Here is a 17,865-nt window from a genome sequence, read left to right as displayed (position 1 = left end):
AACCTGATGGTGCTGGTATTGGAGGGGTGCGTCTTCAAGGACGGGCTCAGACAGGCCCGACGCACGACCGATCAAGTGGCTATAGCTGCGGCGTGATCACGAGGCTGGAAGGGATTTTCCACAAGATTTGACAAGAGCTCGTGCGCTCCCATCGCAGGCCGATAGGGGCGGTCGGACGCCATGGCTTCGACCGTGTCGGCAACAGCGATAATCCGGGCCTCTATTCCTATCTGCTTGTGCTTCGCGACCTGGCAATGACTCTTGACCAATGCGAACTCGGTCTCGCTCAACCTGCCAGGTCGGGAGAGGATCTCGGACGACTTCTCCCGCGGATCGAAGGAGATCGCTTCCGCTCACCTCGGCCATATGCAAGTCAGTGATGAGGACGTCGAACGCTCGGCCGTTCAAAAGCTCGAGCCCTTCTTCCCCAGAGCTGGCCTCGATCACGCTGTAGCCGAGCGAGGACAGCATCTCATTGAGGAAGAACCGCACCGATGGTTCGTCGTCAACGATGAGGATAGCCCCGGTGTTTGTTTCACTCACCTTCAGCACCTCGTCTGCGAGGTCGGCGACTACTCGGCCCGTAATCGCGATGAGTTACTACCTTACCGCTCCATGCGCGCCTGTTTTTCCGCCGAAGGGAAGAAACCGCCTCGAAAGGTAGCACGAAACACCTTTATGGATGGGAAAACAGCAACGGAGTACCTGGTAAAAGGTACTCATGACTACCTCGTACCACGACCGAGCCCATGAAGCGGAATCGACGGACGGGCCTGACGGCTTGTATTCGCCCAGCGCATCTCTTCTTCAACATGCGCTCGACGAAGCCCCCGTCGGGATTTGGATTGCGGACGATTGCAGCCGAACGGTCTTCGTGAACCAACATCTCGCCACCATGCTGGGCTACACCGTTGAAGAGATGCGAGGACGGTCGCTCTTCGCCTTCATGGATGACGCGCGGAACAGCGGAATCCTCGAACACCGACTCGACCAGAGGCAGCGAACGCTCGATGCCAAGTTCATTCGAAAAGATGGAGCTGCCTGTTGGGCGAGCGTCGCGCTGTGTCCAGCGACCGACGACGGCGGCCGGTACTCCGGCACGGTTGCGATCCTGACCGATATCACGGAGCGAAAGCGCGCGGAGGAGCTGCAGAAGGTCGATCACGAGCGCGGGGTGACGGAGACCCGGATCCAGGCGGCGCGGGCGCAGGAGGAGCTCATCCGACAGGAGCGGCTTCGGGCCCTCGGGCAGTTGGCCAGCGGGGTTGCCCATGATTTCAACAACGCGCTCGCGGTCATTATGGGACTGACCGATCTGCTGTTTCTGCGCCCGGAACTGCTCGACGACCGGGCCAAGCTCTTGAGCTACCTGAAGCAAATCCAAACGAGCGCCAGCGACGCCGCGAAGATCGTTCAGGGGCTCCGCGAATTCTACCGACCGCGCGAAGAGGCCCGCGTCCTTCTCAACCTCAATCAGATCGTCGAAGAGACCATCCAGCTCACAGCTCCGAAATGGCGCGTGGAGGCGGAGGCAAACGGGCGCGCCATCCACGTCAGGACGCAGCTCACGGCGCTGCCGGAGATCCTGGGAGACCCCGCTGAGCTCCGCGAAGCGCTGACGAATCTCATATTCAACGCGGTCGACGCCCTACCGATGGGCGGCACGATCACCATACGTACGGTCGTCGATCAAGGCGCCGTGCTCATCGAGGTGAGCGATGACGGCGTGGGAATGAGCGACGACGTTCGAGAGCGCTGCCTCGAGCCATTTTTCACGACGAAGGGCGAGCGAGGGAGCGGACTCGGGCTCTCGATGGTTCTCGGGGCAGTCCAGCGGCACGACGGGAGCGTCGCCATCGAAAGCGCACCCGCAAATGGCACGACCATCCGCATTCGAATTCCCATCGCGCAATGTCCCGGGCTGGAGCCATCCCATGGAGGCGAAGAGCGAGCGGGGAAACCCCCGGCCGCCCGCGTGCTCGCCGTCGACGACGACCCGGACGTGTTGGAGGTCGTCCGCCAGTTCCTCGGGATGGACGGCCACCGGGTCGCCACCGCGAGCGGAGGACAGGAAGCGCTGGACCGTTTGCGATCAGATCACTTCGATCTCGTCATCACCGACCTGGCCATGCCCGAGATGAACGGCGGCGAGCTGGCCACCGCCATCAAATTACAGACTCCCAACGTGCCGATTATCTTGCTCACGGGCTTTGCCGATACGATGGAGGTCCAGGGGGATCACCCGAAGGCCGTTGATCTTGTGCTCGGGAAACCGATTACGCAAGCCGCGCTCCGGAAGGCGATAGACCTGGTGTTACACAAACCCGAAGCCGTCGACATTCGAATTCCGAGGATGAAGTAAGGACGCGAGAACCCGTGGGGCTGCCGTCGCTCGCGATTCGGCCCTATCTCCCGACTTTGGCGGTCCTGGTCACGGGACTGCTCGTGGTCACGTGTGCGTTTTTCTGGTTTCGCGGCCAGGAGGAGATCAATCAGGCCGCGGAATTCGATCGACAGGCCATCGTCCTCCACGCCTCCGTCGAGCGCGGGATTCAGAGCAGCCTGCAGCCGGTGCTCTCGATCGCGGCCCTGTGGAATGCCGTGCCATCGGTCGAACGCGCGCAATTCCACGCGTTTGTGCGGTCGTTCCTGCAAGAAGCGCCTGAGATTCAAGCGCTGGAGTGGGCTCCGCGGATTTCCGATTCTGCCAGAGCCAGTGCCGAGCTCAAGGCGCAGCGAGACGGGTATCCGGACTTCCGCATTAGCGACCGAGGGTCCGACGGGCAACTGATCCCGGCGGCCGAACGCTTGGAGTATTTCCCGGTGTACTACATCGAGCCGTGGGTGGGAAACCATGTGGCCCTCGGATTCGATCTTGCATCCGAGCCGATCCGTCGGGCGGTTCTCGAGCAAGCTCGCGACTCGGGAATACCGAAGGCCACGGCCGGCATCACCCTTGTTCAGGAAACTGGCACGCAGGCGGGGTTCCTGTACTTCGTTCCCGTGTACGCAGCAGGGTTCCCGCATGACACCGTGGAGGAGCGACGGGAAAGCCTCGTAGGTTTCGCCCTGGGCGTGTACCGGATTGGCAACCTGGTCGACATCGCTCTCCGCGGTATCGATCGAACCGATGCGATCCTTGACGTCTACGACGTCACGATCCCAGAGAGCCCGACGCTTCTGTATTCGCAGACGCAACAACCGAACGCGCCGGCTGTCCTTCCCACGGTCGAAAACCGCGGCGAAGTATCACTGCTCGGCCACACCGACACCTTCGACGTGGGAGGCCGCCGCTGGGCGCTCGTCTCGGTGCCCTCTGCACGGTATCTGGCCGCGCACCGCGTTCGGGTGTCCTGGGCGATTCTGGCCGCCGGGCTGGCCATCGTCTTCTTCGGAGCGTCCGCCATATTTGTCCGGAGTCGGAGCGCATACCAGCTCGAGCGCGTAAATGCCGCCCTCCACGAGGCCAATTCTTCGCTCACGCAAGCGAACCGGAAGACAGAGCTGCTTCTGAACACCGCGGGAGAAGGAATCTTCGGCGTAAGCCGAGACGGCAAGGTGATTTTCGTGAACGAGGCGGCTGCGAACCTCCTGGGCACAACAAGTTCTGGGCTGCTCGGACGAGTACGTCCCGACTTCACCCTCCCCGGCTGGCCAGAGGCGCGCTCATCGCCCGATAACGCCCTGTACCGAGTGCTCGAAGACTCCGTCGGTGACGAGCTCTTGAACAGCACATTCTGGCGCTTCGATGGGACCGCGTTTCCCGTCCAGTTCGTGACTCGGCCGACCCGGGAGCAGGGTGAGCTGATCGGGGCAACGATCACCTTCAGCGACATTACCCGACGGAAACAGGCCGAAGAAGCAGAGCAGCGTGCGATCCGCGTTCAAGGACAATTGGAGGGGGTGCGGTACGCAGCCCGGGAGCTTGCCCACAGTCTGAACAATGCCCTCTCGTTGCCTACCGCCGTCGTCGATCTGGTGAAGAGCGAATCGACGATCTCTTCATCGCTGCGCGACATGGCGTGCAGGGCGGCCACTCGTCTGGAATTGGCGCGCGACTGCGTGCGCCAGCTTCAGCAGGTTGTGCGAGTTGAGACCAAGGACACGGTGGTGGGAACCGCCCTCGACGTCGAGCAATCGGCCAAGGCTCCCGCCAGTGGGGCTAGCCCGGCGCAGGTCCCTGACCCAACGCTGGAGGCGCAAGATCCTCAGAACCAATCATCGAGAATCGCGCGGTGATGGCCGCGACGTCTCGGGTCGTCTCCAGGTGCTCGAGGCCGTCGAGGACGGCCTCGAGGGCGTCCGGTCGCAGCAGGGGTCGCGCGCAGATCCGGAACTTCTCGAGAAGCTCTTCGCGCGATAGCGGATTCTGGGGAGAGCCTCGCGCCACGTCGGAGCGGCGCACGAGGGCTCGGCCGTTCTTGAGAGCGATTCGAACGCGAGACGGTCGGCTCACGCTGTAGCTGTCCTTCAATTCCGGGTCGACGACCATGGTGACGCGCTCGGCCATGGAGATGACCCGGGGGTCACGGATCGCCTCGTCCGTGAAGCTGTCCGGCACGAGGGCCCGGTCCACGATCGCGCGTCCAATGATGTAGGGGATACTGAATTTCCCCTGCAGCGCTGTCGCCGGAATCCCGTAGATGATGCGTCGCGCCGTACCGGCCGTGACGCCGACCTCGACGCGTTCCACATCCGCCGCCTCGACGGACTCCTCGCGGCAGAGCCCGAGCGTCGCGTCCACGGCGGTGTGCGTGAGACCGCCGCACGGGTACGGCTTGAAGCGGACCCCTTGCTCCACCGCGAAGGTTGCGCCCAATTGGTTGAGCGGGGCGAGATCATACGCGCCTGCGGGTGCAAACGTCGCGAAGAACCCGTCCGGCCCATCGAGGAGCGATGGATTTGCGCTGAACCCGCTCGCCGCCAGGCGCGCCGCCGTCACGCCGTTCCGGGCGGCGAGGCCCGCGTGGAGTGGTTTGGACATCGAGCCGAAGTTCCACACCACGCCACTCGCCATCGACGTGGCAATGCCCAACGCCACGCGGGTGCGCTCGACATCCAGGCCGAGCAGCCGACACGCCGCCGCCGCGCAGCCGAGAGTCCCCACGGTCCCCGTGCTGTGCCATCCGGCGTCCCCGCCGTGAGTCGGCATGCAGGAAAGGAGCGCGCCGGCGACCTCATACCCCGCGACGTAGCCCTCAATGAGCTGTGCGCCGGTCGCGTGGGAAGCTTCGGCCAAGGCAAACACGGTCGCGACGAGCCCAGCCATGGGCTGCCCACCGATCATGAAGCTGAAATCGAAGTCAAGCGCGTGAGTGGCAATGCCGTTGGCAAACGCCGCGACGGCGACGGACGTGCGGAAGCTCGGTCCCCACACCGTCGCCTCGCCCGCTGCCGCTTCGTCCCGAGCCAGGGACGCCGCGATTCGTCCAGCCTCGTCCTGGCTGCCCCGCAACGCTACGCCCACCGAATCCAGAATCGCATCCTTCGCGACCTGCACGGCCCTTGCGGAAAGATCGCCGTATCGGAGGCCGGTGACGAACTCGGCCACGTGCTGCGTGGGATCCATGTCCACCCCCCTTCCGGACCAGCCTGCGCCTGGCGCCGGCTTTGCGCCGCGCCCCCGTCGAGACCGGGACGTCGGCGCTGCGTCATCTTACTGTTGGCGGGGCTGGTCGAGGCTATACTTCGGTCACACGTGATGCCCGAGGACGGTGTGGACATTACGCAGATTCCGGTCGGCGCGCATCTCCAGCTCGAAGACGGATCGACCGTCGAGGTGGTTCGGTCCTCGACTGACGGCAGGTCCGTGCAGGTGCGCTATCTCGAAAGTCCTTTCGCGCCGGCGCTGGAAGGCACGGAGGCGACCTGCACCGACTACGAGATCACCGGCTTCACGACCGACGGGACGCACACGGACACGCAACGGCTGCTCAGCGAGTGAGCCGCCCGCCCCGTCTGCTCCCACAAGGCTAACAGGCGCAGAGAACCGAGCGGACACGCGGAGGCGATGCATGGTTCTGACCAGAGAAGCGAACGAACGGCTCTGCCGCGTCGGGCCCGGCACTCCCATGGGTGAGCTGATGCGGCGCTACTGGCAGCCCATCGCGCCAGCGGCTCGATTGCGGGAGAACCCGGTGCGACAAGTGCGCATTCTCGGCGAGGATCTGGTCCTGTTCCGCGACCGAGGCGGAAAGCTGGGGCTGATCGCGGACAAATGCGCGCACCGCAGCGCAGGGATGAGATTCGGCATTCCGGAGGCTAACGGCCTGCGCTGCTGCTATCATGGGTGGCTTTTCAACGCGGAGGGGCAGTGCATCGAAACGCCACTCGAGCCGCCGGAGAGCACCTTCAAAGATCGGGTCGCAATCACCGCCTATCCGGTGCAAGAGCTGGGCGGCCTGATCTTCGCTTATCTCGGTCCCGAGCCGGTGCCCCTTCTCCCACGATGGGACATCTTCGTGTGGCCCAACGCGATCCGCCAGGTCGGCGTCACGATCCTCCCATGCAATTGGCTGCAGTGTCAGGAGAACGCCCTCGATCCAGCGCATGGAATCTATCTGCACGGGCATTTCTTCCGGTACACCCTCGAGCGGCTTGGACTCCTGGACGAACGCGCGGCGGACACGACAACGCACCGAGCCTTCACCGGGGCGCGCCCCGACCCCTTCACCCTGGAGTTTCAGGTCAGCGAGCATGGAATCCGCAAGTTCCAGAAGTACTCGCAGGCGCTCGGAGCCCGGCGCGATTCGGTCCGCGAAGCGAAATACATGCTCTTCCCCCATGCAACCATCGGCGCGGAGGGCGGAATTCGGAGCGAATCTCAGTTCCGCGTCCCCATGGACGATACGCACACCTACCACATCACGTACCAGGTCTACCGCGCACCAGAGGGGATCGAAGCGCCCGAGCAGGACGTGATTCCATGGTTCGACGTCCCGATCGCGGATGAGCGAGGCGAGCCGATCCTCGACTACGTGCTGGCGCAGGACATGGCGGCATGGTGGACCCAGGGCGAGATCACCGATCGATCGCACGAGAAGCTGGGGACGACCGACTCCGGCATCATCATGTTTCGCCGTCTCCTCGACCAGCAGATCCGGCGCGTCGAACGCGGCGAAGACCCGATGAACGTCATTCGCGACCCAGAATTGAACGACATCATCAACTTGACACCGCCGGACCGAACCGAGCTGGTCGTGCGCGCGGGCGCATATCGCAGCCAGTACCACAAGGGCTATGCCGTGGACGACGCGGACCGGTACGGGCCTGCGATCGACCTCGTCAAGGAGCTGATGCGGCGGATCGAAGAGCGCATGGCGACGCCGGCGAGCGCTGGCGGCAGCTTCGAGTAGCCGGTGTCACATCCCGTTGACGGGCGGCGTCCAACCTAGGCCTTTCGCGCCCGGCCCGGACCAGGCGTCAGGCGAAGGCAGGAATGACCCGCTCGCCAAAGAGCTTCATCGAGCTCCACACCTTGTCCCTCGGCAGATCGCCCACCTGGTGCTGGGTGCAGAGCACGTCGTAACCGACGCGCTGCTGCTGCTCGGTAATGAGGCGGATCACCGTCTCGGGGCTGCCGACGAGCGCCAGCCCGTTGTCGATCCAGAAATCATAGGACTTCGTCATCTCTTGGAACACTCGGCCTCGCTCGTCGATGTCGGGCGTGCGCTCGCCGCCCGTCCCTCGTGTGTCTCCGCCCCAGCCAATGCGCGTGTTGGCGATGATCTGACCGCCCCGCCGGCCGAAGAAGCCGAGTAGAAGGTTCGGCTCCGCCTCGGCCCGCGCCTGTTCATCCGTCTCGGCGACGTGGACGTGCCGCGCCAGGAGCGCCTTGGGCGCGGGCCCGGGGTGATTCTGCTCCTTGCACTTCTGACGCCAGTACGCGAACTTCTCTGTCACCACGGAGTCCACGTCGATATTCTGCGCGACGTGGAAGTTCATCTGCGCCGCGTAGTCGAAGGAGACGGTGCTGTGGGCGCCCACCCAGATCGGCGGGTGCGGCTGCTGGTACGGTTTGGGCTTCGGCAGCGCCTCGTCGAAGGTCCAATACTCACCTTTGTAGGTGACGCAGTCCTCGGACCACGCCTTCATGACGATCTCCATCGCTTCGACGCCCATCTCCCGTCGCTCGTGGAAGTTCAGATTCCAACGCATGAACTCGTGGGCGTGGATGCCGTAGCCAACGCCGAACTCGAGTCGGCCCTCGGAAAGCTGGTCCACCATCGCCGCGTCTTGCGCGAGTCGAATCGGGTGGTGCATCGGAAGCTGGTACACCATCGGACCGAAGCGAAGGGTTTTCGTCTCACGTGCCATAGCGGCGAGGTACACGTTGGGCGCCGAGATGTACGCGAACGGCGCGTTCTGGTGCTCGATGAAAAAATAGTACCGGTAGCCCACCGCCTCGGCCGTCTGGGCGAAGCGGATGTGCTCGTTGTAGATGGTGTAGGGCGGCGCCTCCATCTCCGTCTCGGCAAATCCGTCGAAGATTCCAAATTCCAGCTTCGCCACCTGCGCACACTCCTTCTGGGATAGGTCGCCGAATCAGCCGATCGCCCTCACGCTTCCGCGACGTCGATGAGGATGCCGTCCGGATCGCAGAGCTGGAGCGCTCCGCGGTTGCAGCGCGCCAGGATCTCCATCCGTCGCGCGCCCTCCGTCTCGGCCTTCGCGCTGTTCGGGAAGAGATCCGGCCGCGCCTCCATGAGCTGATCGCGGTCCCGCTCGAACGCTTCGACGCTTTCCACCGCGAAACCCAGATGCTCGATGGCCGGCCGCTCGATACCGGTCCCGGCATAATCGCGAATGTCCCACGGGGCGATCACGAGCGTTACGCGGCCGTCCGACACGGCGAACTTCCCGTCCGCGTCCTGGCTAACCTGGAAATCGTACACGCGACCGTAGAACTCCGCCAGGAGCGCCGGATCCATCGCCCGAAGCTCGAAATGGCTGATGTGCCGAGGTCGCCAGGTATCTCCGCCGTCCGCATAGAATCCGCGCCGATTCTCCATCCCGGCCTGAGACAGGTCGAAGACGTTCCCCGCCGGATCGTGCGTGCCGATGCTCGCGAACGGACGATTCGCGGGACGTTTCAGAAAGTGCACCGCTGGAAACGCGGCCCGACTGCGCGCCATGACCGCCTCGACGTCGTCCACCTCGACGCCGAAGTGGTCGATCCCAGCCTGGCGGCCACCGCCGCGCCGGTTCACGTTCATCCCGATGTAACCGTCGGTCACCACCTGCGTCCGATCGGGTGCCATCCCAAAGAGAGACTGATAGAACTCGAGCAGCAGTCCCGAATTGCCGCTCGAGATCGCGACGTGCCTGATCCGCGCTGCCATCGTATCCTCCCGTGCGCCCCCTTCGGGGCGCGGATGATCGCGCTTCGCCACTGCCGCCGATAGTAGGCGGCCCACGATGGGGTGTCAACGATGGGGGATTGCGGTGGGCGGTTGCGGCTCAATGGAGCGTCCACTATGCTGGCTGGAGACCGCATCGGACTGCGCACCGTCCGAGGGAGGAAATCGTGAAGACGATCGATGAGCTGAACGCATGGCTCGGCGAGCACAACCTGGCTGGCCTCTGGGCCGGCATCCCGGCGAACGACCAGCTCACGCCGTACCTCTGGAAATGGGCGGACATCGAGCGCGGGGTCAAGGCGGCGACGGAGCTGGTTCCCATCGACACCGGGGGCCGGCGGACGATCAACGTCCGCCATCCCAGTTTCCCCAACCGCATGAGCAATACGGTCCACATGTCCGTCCAGTGCGTCATGCCGGGGGAGACGGCCGTCGCGCATCGGCACAACATGGCAGCCGTGCGCTTCATCATCAAAGGATCGCCCAACGCGTACACGGCCGTGGAGGGCGAGCCCATGCCGATGCAGACGGGCGACCTGGTGACTACCCCCAACTGGACGTGGCACGACCATCACAACGAGGGCGATGAGCCGGTCATCTGGCTCGACGGGCTCGACGTTCGCCTCGTGGGCACGTGGCGTATGCTCCAGCAGGAGTACGGTGACAAGGCGCACCCCCTGACGCGCGCGGCGGGGTTCTCGCAGGCGGTGCTGGGCCACGCGCGTCCCCTCTGGCTGAAAAGCGAGCACCGCACGCCGCCCATGCGCTATGCCTGGGCGGACACGGAGGCCGCGCTCGCGGCCCTCAAGGCGAGCGAGACCCTAGGCGATCCTTACGACGGCCTCAAGCTGGAATTCACCCACTCCCTGACCGGCGGGGCCACACTCCCCACGTTCACCTGCGAGATCCAGCTTCTCACGCCGCGGCGCGCGCTTCGACCCCACCGGCACATGAGCACGTCGATCTACCACGTGTTCCGAGGGTCCGGCGCCACCGTCGTGGACGGGCAGGCGCTCGAGTGGGAACAGGGGGACATCTTTCTCGTCCCCCCATGGGCGGTCCATCACCACGAGAACCGATCGGACTCCGACGCGATCCTCTTCTCGATGGACGACCGGCCGTCCGTGGCCGCGTTGGGCCTCTACCGAGAGGAGGAAGCGGAGCTGTAAGTCAGGCGCGGCTCACGGCGAGCGGGCTGTCCACGCCGCCCCAATTCTCCTCGCGAATGCCTTCTTTAAAGGCCGCGTAGCTGCTTCCGCGTCGGATCTGGATCATCGGGAAGTTCGCGGCCGGATCGCGGATCACGGCGATCGGGTCCTCTCCGCGCTCCACCTTCTCGACATTCTCCAGCAGCAGCTTTCGGAAGAGGAGGATCCCCTTGTCGGACGTCGTCAGATGCTCCGACGTCCGATCGGTGATCGGCCCCTGGGCGACCCAGGCCATCTCGTCCTGGCGATTGATATAGGTCGCCACCACGCGGCCGAGATCGTCGTACGCGAGCGGGTCCACGTGGACGACGGGCGCCCGCAGGGGCTCCCCTTCTTTCGGGCGCACTGCATCGATGATGAAGTCGCAGGTGTGGGTGTCGTCCACTGGCACCCGGAACTGAAAGCTCATCTGATTCGCGTTCCCCTGGGCGAGGATGTTGGGGAACAGGACCGGATGACCAATCGTCCAGTCCGGCGAGTCGTCCGGCTGCCCCTCGAGCAGCCGGCGCTTGTAGATACCGTACTCGAACACCTCGAAGTCGATCTTGAGGTGCCGCGCGGGATTGAGCATGGGCGGCAGACCCATGCGCTTCATCACGTAGTTCCCGTACACGCCGTGGAGGTGCTCGAAGTGCGCCGGGTCGAAGGAGTTATCCATGCACTGGAGCCAGTTGCAGTTCAGCAGCGTCGGCGTGATCGTCTTGTTGAGGTCTTCGCGGATGAGCATGTCCCATCGGGGTACGAGCGGCCTGGGCTCGGGGCCAAGGTAGGCGAAGATGACGCCCCCGAGCTCTTCGACTGGATAACCGATCGTCCTCAGTGGCAGACACGCCGGCTCGAAGGGCATGTCCACGACCTGACCCTGTTGGTTGTAGGTCCAGCCGTGGTAGGCGCAACGCAGCCCGTTCTCCTGCGGGATGCCATAAGCGAGAGAGATGCCCCGGTGCGCGCATCGCTCCCCGATCAGCCCGAGCACGCCCCCATCGGTTCGGAACAGGACGAGGTCCTCGCTGAGCAAGCGCACCGGGCGCACGGGGTCCTTGTCCAAGTCGGCTACTGTCGCGATGGCGTGCCAGTACCGCCGCAAGAGGTTCCCCATCGGGGTCCCCGGACCGGTCTGCGTCAGCCGTTCCTGCTCCTCGCGCGTCAGCATCGTCTACACTCCTCGCCGGAATGCCCTGACTGTGGCACAGGGCCGCGTCGTGCGTCAACTGATGCTGGTCCATCGGACGCGCCGCATCGAAGGCTCGTCCGGGCGGTTCCGCTTCCGCCGCTCTTGAAGGCTGGCGAAGCGTCGGCTTGCCGCGTTCCCTTCTCAACCGCGCTTCCCTCGTGGTAACGTACGGCGCGGGGCTTCGGACGGTACCTTCCACGAAAGGGGAAATCCTCTTGCAGCTTGTGCGTCGATTTTGCCTTGCCGCGCTTCTACTTCTCCTCATGACCGGTTGCACGCAAGCGGGCGCTCCGTCCCGCACCCAGGGGACGCCGTCCAGCTCCGCTACTTCCGACACCGCGACCGACCGAACCCGAACCCTCGTCATCGCGATTCGCGTCGAGCCTATTTCGCTCGCCTACAAGCAGCAGGCGCGCGGCGTGACCCTCACGACGACGCTTCGCCTGTTCAACGCGAACCTGGTCCTGTTCAATCAGCGCGGACAGCCGGTGCCGTATTTGGCGTCGCAGCTGCCGCAGCTCAACACCGACACGTGGCAGGTGTCGCCTGACGGCCATATGGAGACGACCTACAAGCTCAAGCCCAATCTCGTGTGGCACGACGGCGAGCCGCTTACGGCGGACGACTTCGTGTTCTCGTGGCGCGCTTTTACAACATCCGGTCTCGGCACCCCGAACTCACCGCCCGACAGCCTCATCGACGAGGTGGTGGCTCCCGACCCTTTGACCGTAACCGTTCGGTGGAAGCGGCCATATTACGACGCGGGCATCTTGTCCGACCAGTTTCCGCCGCTACCCAAGCACATCCTCGACAGCGCCCTGCAAACATCCACACCCGAAGTTTTCGCCGCCAATTCCTACTGGACTCAGGACTACATCGGCGCGGGCCCGTTCCGCCTGGACCGATGGGAGCCCGGCGCGTTCATCGAGGCCACGGCCTTCAACCGTCACGTCCTCGGCGCGCCGAAGATTGGCCGCGTGCGGATCATCTTCATCGGCGACCCCAACACGACCCTGGCGAACCTGCTGGCCGGCGAGGTGCAGTTCTCGGCTGACGACTCGATCCGGTTCGAGCAGGGGCTGACCCTGCAGCGGGAGTGGGGCCCCACCGGCGGCAGCGTGCTCGTGAAACCGAGCCTGTGGCGCTCCAGCTACGTCCAGTTTCGCCCGGAGCTTCTGGCCACGCCCGGCTTGGCGGATCGTCGAGTTCGCAAGGCGTTGGCCCTGACGATGGACAAGCAGGGGCTCAATCAGGCCCTCTTCGAAGGCCAGGGGATCATGTCGGACGTCCCATTCGTTCCCAGCACGGTCGACTATTTCTCGGCCATCGAGCCAATGGTGACGCGGTACCAGTACGACCTGGCCCGAGCACAGTCGCTCCTCACCGACGCCGGCTTCGCGCGGGGCGCGGACGGCGTTTGGGCCAGCCCGAGCGCTGGGCGGCTCTCCTTCGGCCTCACCACCACGTCGTCGAGCCAGAACGAGTCCGAGCTTTCGATCCTGGGCGCGAGCTGGCGCCAAGCGGGTTTCGAGGTCAGCGAGTCCGTGCTCCCCGTGGCCCAGGCGCAGGACGGCCAGGCGCGATCGAGCTTCCCCGGCCTTTTCACCTTCAGCACGCCGCTCGGCGAGGACACCCTCGCCGCACAGACGACAATCGCCATGCCGCGGCCGGAGAACAGGTGGATCGGATTCAACCGAGGCGGATGGTCCAGTCCACAATTCGACCGGATCGCCGACGAATTCAACGGTACGCTCGACCAGCAGCAGCGGGTCAAGCTCATCGGGGAGATGCTCCAGATCTACACGGAGGAGGTGCCCGCGCTGCCGCTCTACTTCAACCCGATTCCGGTCGCGCACGTCGCGGCGCTCCACGGCCCGCAGACGGTCGCCCCGGAATCCGACATCGCATGGAACGTTTACGAGTGGGAGCTGCGGTAGGGCGGGCTGACGCTCCGCCTTGGGCTCCGGAGCCGATGTGAAAGGGAATGCGGCTCGCGGCGCGGCCGCCATCAGGCCGTGGCCGCCGTCTGATACATGAGGCCGAGGATGATCCCGTACACGACGTGGGAGACGATGACAGAGATGGGCGTGCGGCGGCCGTAGTTCAGCGCCATGAACCCCGGCGGTTCGAGCTCCTTCGTCGGCGTCGGCCCGCGCTGCTCGCTCGCCATCCGCGGATGCAGGCCCGGCAGGATGGGCATGAGCGCGACCAGAACGAAGATCCCGTGCACCAGGCCCATTGCCGCTCCGGCCCACCAGGTGGCGTCTCCCTGCGTCTCGAAAAGCGCACCGTACACCAATGCAATCCACCAGCCGTTCAGGAGGTGGACCACAAAACCCAGGAGCCGCGCGCGATCGCGATCGGGCGTAAAAATCGTTCCGAGCATGAATGGGACACTCATTCGCGTCAGTCGCAGGCTCTGGCTCCCGGACATCATCGTCGTCATGACGACTGTTGCCACGAATCCCGCGGTGAGGGCGCTCTGCCAGTTCATGCAGGGTCCTGGACGACCAGGCTGGGACGCTCGGCGGCTGGCACCTCGCTCCGCAGGCCCATGGCCTCACAGAGAGACAGCGCCGCGTTGATCAACCCCACGTGGGTGAACGCCTGGGGGAAGTTCCCGAGCGCGGCCCCCGATTCAGGATCGATTTCCTCAGCAAACAGGCCGAGATCGTTTGCATAGTCGAGCAGCTTGCTGATGGCCGACTGGGATTCCGCAACACGACCCGCGAGCGCCAGGTACTCAGCCGCCCAGAAGCTGCAGATCCCGAACGCGGCCTCACGTCCTGGCAGACCATCGTCGGTGCCCGGCTGGTAGCGGTACATGAGACCATTTGTGCCCAGGATGGAACGAACCCGCTCAAACGTCGCGTGCATCCGCGGGTCGGTCGCGCCGGCGTACGCGTAGAAAGGCAGAACCAGGAGCGCCGAGTCCACTTCGTCCCCGTCGAAGATCCGGACGTAGCTCCCGATGCGCGTATTGAAGCCCCGCGATTCGATCTCGGAGCGAATCGCGTCGCGCTCGCGACGAAATCGGCTGACGTCGCCGCGCACGTGGCCGGCCCCGTGCATGGCGATCAGCCGATCGAGCGCCACCCAGCAAAGAACCTTCGAATGGGTGTAGTGAAAGCGCCCGGCGCGGGCTTCCCAGATCCCGTCGTCGGGCTCGCGCCACCGCTCGCAGACCGTGTGGCCGATCCCCTCCAGCAGCTCCGCGGTTTGTTGGTCTAGCTCTCCGCCACCGCCCGTGAAGTGGGCCGCCGCTTCGACCACTTCGCCGTAGACGTCGAGCTGGAACTGGGCGTGCGCGCCGTTGCCGATCCGAACGGGGCGCGATCCCTGGTACCCCTCGAGATACGTGAGCTCCGTCTCCGCGAGGTGCGATTCCCCGTACACGTCGTACACGACCTGGAGCGCCGGCTCCGTAATCCGCGTTGTGTGAAGTATCCAGGAAAGGAACGCCACGGCTTCTTCGCGGTACCCCAAGTCGTACAGCGCGCGCAGCGTAAAGGAAGCGTCTCGCAACCAGCAGTATCGATAGTCCCAGTTGCGCACGCCGCCAATGGTCTCAGGCAGGGAAGTTGTCGGAGCGGCCAGGACCGCTCCGGATGGCGCGTACGTCAGAAGCTTGAGGGCGAGGGCGCTCCGCACGACGGCGTCGCGGAAGGGCCCACGGTACGTGCACCGCCCGGCCCAGTCGGTCCACCACCGGACCGATCGCTCGATTCGCGCATGGGCATGCTCTCCAAGGGGCGGGATCACCGCCGGCGCGTCGTCGCTGAAGGTGAGGGATAACACATACCGGTCGCCCGCTCGGATGGTGAAGGCGCCCCTGGCCGCTCTTCCATTCGCATCGATCCGTACTGGCAGCTCGGAGCATAGGACGAGCGCGCCGCGCGAAGTCTCGCACCAGATCCCGAATGGGCCGCGCTGCACCAGCGAGACCTCGCCTCGGGCATAGTCGGGCGCTGGCTGGTAGACGACCTCTAGCGCGACCTCACCACGGAGCCCCTCAACCGCGCGAAGCACCTCGTGGTGGGGCGCGAGGGTGGCGCGCTTTTCCTCTTCCGACATGACCGAAAAGCAGTCGCGCAATGCGACGACGCCATCGTCGGTGGCGAAGACGGTTTCCAGCACATTGGAGTCAGGGATGTATCGTCGCTCGGTTCGATATCGACCGCTGGGAGCGATCTGGAATCGGCCGCCGCGGTCGGCGTCGAGGAGAGCTCCGAGCACCGACGGGCTGTCAAACCTCGGGAAGCAGAGCCAATCGATGGACCCGGACGTGGATACGAGCGCAGCGGTCCGGCAGTTCCCGATCAGTCCGTACTGTCCGATGGGAGCATAGCGGTCTCGGTGTCCGTCAATCGGCCGCATAGCACCCGGCGAGGAGTCGCCCCGCAAAGACGGTCGCCCGCCCCATGGCCAGCGCCGCGAGGGGCGTCATCACCGCGTGGCCTCGTCCCCAGGCGCTGCGATCAACCGGAGGTCTGCGCGGACGGCAGAGGACAGTACAGACCCTGGCTCTCCAATCGAAAGGTGGTGTTGAACCGACTGCGAAAGTTTTCCTGGGCCACGATCGCCGCCAGCTCCACCAGCTGCGCCTCGTTGTAGAAGCGCCGCAATCGCGCAAACAGTTCGTCGGTGACGTTCGGCGGCGTGGACGTCATCGCATCCGCCAGCTCCAACGCGACGCGCTCTTCGGGGGCGAAAAGATCGCTCGTCGCGTAGTGGGCCAGTGCGGCGATCTTCTCGTCAGACGCGCCTTCCCTTCTGCTCCCGGCAGAGTTGCTATCGGTTCAGAAGGGACATCCGACAATGGTCGCAACGCGGGTATTCATCAGACGACGAAGCTGTTGGGAGATGCCGCCAGCTTTCGAGATCCCTTGGTCTAGCTCCCGGGCGCCTCGCTGGATAGTTGGCGCGTGGCCGTACAGGCTCGGGGCGGGCGGAGGAACGGCGGAACCCGGCTCTTGAGGCGGAACAACGAGCGGAATTCGCGGCACAGGCAGCACCTCGCATGTGGAATCGGAAGATGGCGCTCCGGAAAACGTTATAGCGGACGACCGCTAAGAAGGCGCAAGAACGCGTCTCGAGGCATCGACTCTCGAATGAGCCCGGAGATGTCGCCGCCGCCTTGCAGCGCTTCCGCCATCGTCTTCACCGCTGAGATCGCGTAGCGGGTAAACGCGGAGCCATAACTCACCCGGGCGACACCCAGCTCCTGTAGCTCGAGCACCGGAGGAGAGGACTCCCCAGCGAGGATGCTGAGCGGGGCGCGAATCTCACGAACCAACGTGCGGATGCAATCGCGGTCGCCCGGACGGAAGATGAAGATGCAGTCCGCGCCTGCCTCCGCATACGCGTTTCCGCGCGCAATCACCTCGTCCATGCCTTCCGCGTGCGTGCCGACCGTCCCGAAAACATCAATGCGCGCGTTGAGGAAGAAATCGCTCCCGATCGCCGCTTTTGCCGTCATCACCGCCTGGATCTTCTCGACCTGGCGAGAAAGGGGGACAAGTGTCATCGGCGTGCCATGAGCATGGTAGTCGCTGTCTTCGAGATTCATCCCTGCCACACCGGCCGCCACAAATGCGCGGACCGTCGCCTCCATCGCGTCCGGACCGCCGTAACCTTTCTCACCATCCGCGTTGACTGGCACGGCAACGGCGGCAGCCATTTCTCGATATACCTCGGCCGTGCCATCTCGTCCGAACAGCTCCTCGTCGTACAGGCCGTGAACCGCGGCAATTCCCCCGCTCGTCCCCTGGATCGCCGGGAACCCGAGCGACTCGAACAGGCGCGCCGAAAGGACGTCGTACGCGCCGGGCATGACCAGGATCTTCGGGTCATGGAGGAGCTGACGGAGCCGTCGGCTCTTGGCGTTTGCCGCTGCGACGACTTCAGGCTGCAAATCGATCATTTGCGCTCATTCCCTTCCGCGGGCGTTCTACCCGTCGCTGCGACTCAGTGTCAATGGTCCGATGTGCGGGGACCGACAGATCCTATACACCCCGGGCGGGAGCGCTATGCACGGTACGTCGCGGCGCTGTATGAATCGGCGCAGTTCGCATCGGGGGCGGGGATGGAGCGCTATCGGGAATGGTGGCCCTTTGATCCGCCG

14 protein-coding genes are annotated in these 17,865 nt (G+C 64.7%); 6 read left to right on the top strand and 8 right to left on the bottom strand.

The window, feature by feature from the left end:
• Positions 1-721: 721 nt before the first annotated feature.
• Positions 722-2,362 carry a response regulator gene (locus tag VFC51_04360; protein HZT06240.1) on the top strand — a complete coding sequence of 547 codons (1,641 nt, stop codon included), beginning with the start codon at positions 722-724 and terminating at the stop codon, positions 2,360-2,362.
• Positions 2,363-2,376: 14 nt separating this feature from the next.
• Positions 2,377-4,239, top strand: coding sequence for a CHASE domain-containing protein (locus VFC51_04355; GenBank protein HZT06239.1), 1,863 nt, complete (start codon positions 2,377-2,379; stop codon positions 4,237-4,239).
• On the opposite strand, the gene VFC51_04350 is transcribed toward VFC51_04355, so the two are convergent.
• A complete protein-coding gene (locus tag VFC51_04350) occupies positions 4,163-5,569 on the bottom strand; it encodes an MmgE/PrpD family protein (GenBank protein HZT06238.1) in 1,407 nt (468 codons plus the stop codon). The two genes, VFC51_04355 and VFC51_04350, sit on opposite strands and share 77 nt — an antisense overlap.
• Positions 5,570-5,716: 147 nt before the next feature.
• Between VFC51_04350 and VFC51_04345 the strand changes: the two genes are divergently transcribed.
• A complete protein-coding gene (locus VFC51_04345; GenBank protein HZT06237.1) occupies positions 5,717-5,944 on the top strand; it encodes a hypothetical protein in 228 nt (75 codons plus the stop codon).
• 70 nt (positions 5,945-6,014) lie between these two features.
• Positions 6,015-7,355, top strand: coding sequence for a Rieske 2Fe-2S domain-containing protein (locus VFC51_04340; protein HZT06236.1), 1,341 nt, complete (start codon positions 6,015-6,017; stop codon positions 7,353-7,355).
• A 67-nt stretch (positions 7,356-7,422) separates the two neighbouring features.
• Here the strand turns inward: VFC51_04340 and VFC51_04335 are convergent, their stop codons facing one another.
• Positions 7,423-8,511 (bottom strand): LLM class flavin-dependent oxidoreductase, encoded by a 1,089-nt coding sequence (locus VFC51_04335; GenBank protein HZT06235.1) that lies wholly within the window; start codon positions 8,509-8,511, stop codon positions 7,423-7,425.
• 47 nt (positions 8,512-8,558) lie between these two features.
• Complete coding sequence (locus tag VFC51_04330; GenBank protein HZT06234.1) at positions 8,559-9,341, bottom strand: VOC family protein; 783 nt, start codon at positions 9,339-9,341, stop codon at positions 8,559-8,561.
• Between the two features lie 185 nt (positions 9,342-9,526).
• On the opposite strand from VFC51_04330, the gene VFC51_04325 reads away from it, so the two are divergent.
• Positions 9,527-10,528 carry a cupin domain-containing protein gene (locus VFC51_04325; protein ID HZT06233.1) on the top strand — a complete coding sequence of 334 codons (1,002 nt, stop codon included), beginning with the start codon at positions 9,527-9,529 and terminating at the stop codon, positions 10,526-10,528.
• A gap of 1 nt (position 10,529) precedes the next feature.
• Here the strand turns inward: VFC51_04325 and VFC51_04320 are convergent, their stop codons facing one another.
• Positions 10,530-11,720 (bottom strand): Rieske 2Fe-2S domain-containing protein, encoded by a 1,191-nt coding sequence (locus tag VFC51_04320; GenBank protein HZT06232.1) that lies wholly within the window; start codon positions 11,718-11,720, stop codon positions 10,530-10,532.
• A 245-nt stretch (positions 11,721-11,965) separates the two neighbouring features.
• On the opposite strand from VFC51_04320, the gene VFC51_04315 reads away from it, so the two are divergent.
• Positions 11,966-13,678 carry a peptide ABC transporter substrate-binding protein gene (locus tag VFC51_04315; GenBank protein ID HZT06231.1) on the top strand — a complete coding sequence of 571 codons (1,713 nt, stop codon included), beginning with the start codon at positions 11,966-11,968 and terminating at the stop codon, positions 13,676-13,678.
• Between the two features lie 71 nt (positions 13,679-13,749).
• Here the strand turns inward: VFC51_04315 and VFC51_04310 are convergent, their stop codons facing one another.
• From VFC51_04310 to VFC51_04295, 4 genes are all read right to left on the bottom strand, one after another.
• Entirely contained in the window at positions 13,750-14,235 is a 486-nt protein-coding gene (locus VFC51_04310; GenBank protein HZT06230.1) for a hypothetical protein, read from the bottom strand.
• On the bottom strand, positions 14,232-16,118 hold the full coding sequence (locus tag VFC51_04305; GenBank protein ID HZT06229.1) for a glycoside hydrolase family 15 protein: 1,887 nt from the start codon (positions 16,116-16,118) through the stop codon (positions 14,232-14,234). Before VFC51_04305 ends, VFC51_04310 begins: the two co-directional genes overlap by 4 nt.
• A 101-nt stretch (positions 16,119-16,219) precedes the next feature.
• Complete coding sequence (locus tag VFC51_04300; protein HZT06228.1) at positions 16,220-16,411, bottom strand: hypothetical protein; 192 nt, start codon at positions 16,409-16,411, stop codon at positions 16,220-16,222.
• Between the two features lie 383 nt (positions 16,412-16,794).
• The gene (locus VFC51_04295; protein ID HZT06227.1) at positions 16,795-17,664 is read right to left on the bottom strand and encodes an isocitrate lyase/phosphoenolpyruvate mutase family protein; all 870 of its coding nucleotides are present in this window, start codon (positions 17,662-17,664) and stop codon (positions 16,795-16,797) included.
• Positions 17,665-17,865: the final 201 nt, after the last annotated feature.

Source organism: Chloroflexota bacterium, assembly GCA_035652535.1.
In the GTDB taxonomy this organism is placed as follows: domain Bacteria; phylum Chloroflexota; class UBA6077; order UBA6077; family SHYK01; genus DASRDP01.
This window is presented reverse-complemented; position numbering and strand designations above follow the sequence as displayed.

What these genes read in the sequence shown, in the direction of transcription:
- VFC51_04305 (HZT06229.1), bottom strand. Translation starts at nt 16,118, where the DNA reads ATGCGGCCGATTGACGGACACCGAGACCGCTATGCTCCCATCGGACAG.
- VFC51_04300 (HZT06228.1), bottom strand. Translation starts at nt 16,411, where the DNA reads ATGACGTCCACGCCGCCGAACGTCACCGACGAACTGTTTGCGCGATTG.
- VFC51_04330 (HZT06234.1), bottom strand. Translation starts at nt 9,341, where the DNA reads ATGGCAGCGCGGATCAGGCACGTCGCGATCTCGAGCGGCAATTCGGGA.
- VFC51_04295 (HZT06227.1), bottom strand. Translation starts at nt 17,664, where the DNA reads ATGATCGATTTGCAGCCTGAAGTCGTCGCAGCGGCAAACGCCAAGAGC.
- VFC51_04310 (HZT06230.1), bottom strand. Translation starts at nt 14,235, where the DNA reads ATGAACTGGCAGAGCGCCCTCACCGCGGGATTCGTGGCAACAGTCGTC.
- VFC51_04340 (HZT06236.1), top strand. Translation starts at nt 6,015, where the DNA reads ATGGTTCTGACCAGAGAAGCGAACGAACGGCTCTGCCGCGTCGGGCCC.
- VFC51_04320 (HZT06232.1), bottom strand. Translation starts at nt 11,720, where the DNA reads ATGCTGACGCGCGAGGAGCAGGAACGGCTGACGCAGACCGGTCCGGGG.
- VFC51_04350 (HZT06238.1), bottom strand. Translation starts at nt 5,569, where the DNA reads ATGGATCCCACGCAGCACGTGGCCGAGTTCGTCACCGGCCTCCGATAC.
- VFC51_04360 (HZT06240.1), top strand. Translation starts at nt 722, where the DNA reads ATGACTACCTCGTACCACGACCGAGCCCATGAAGCGGAATCGACGGAC.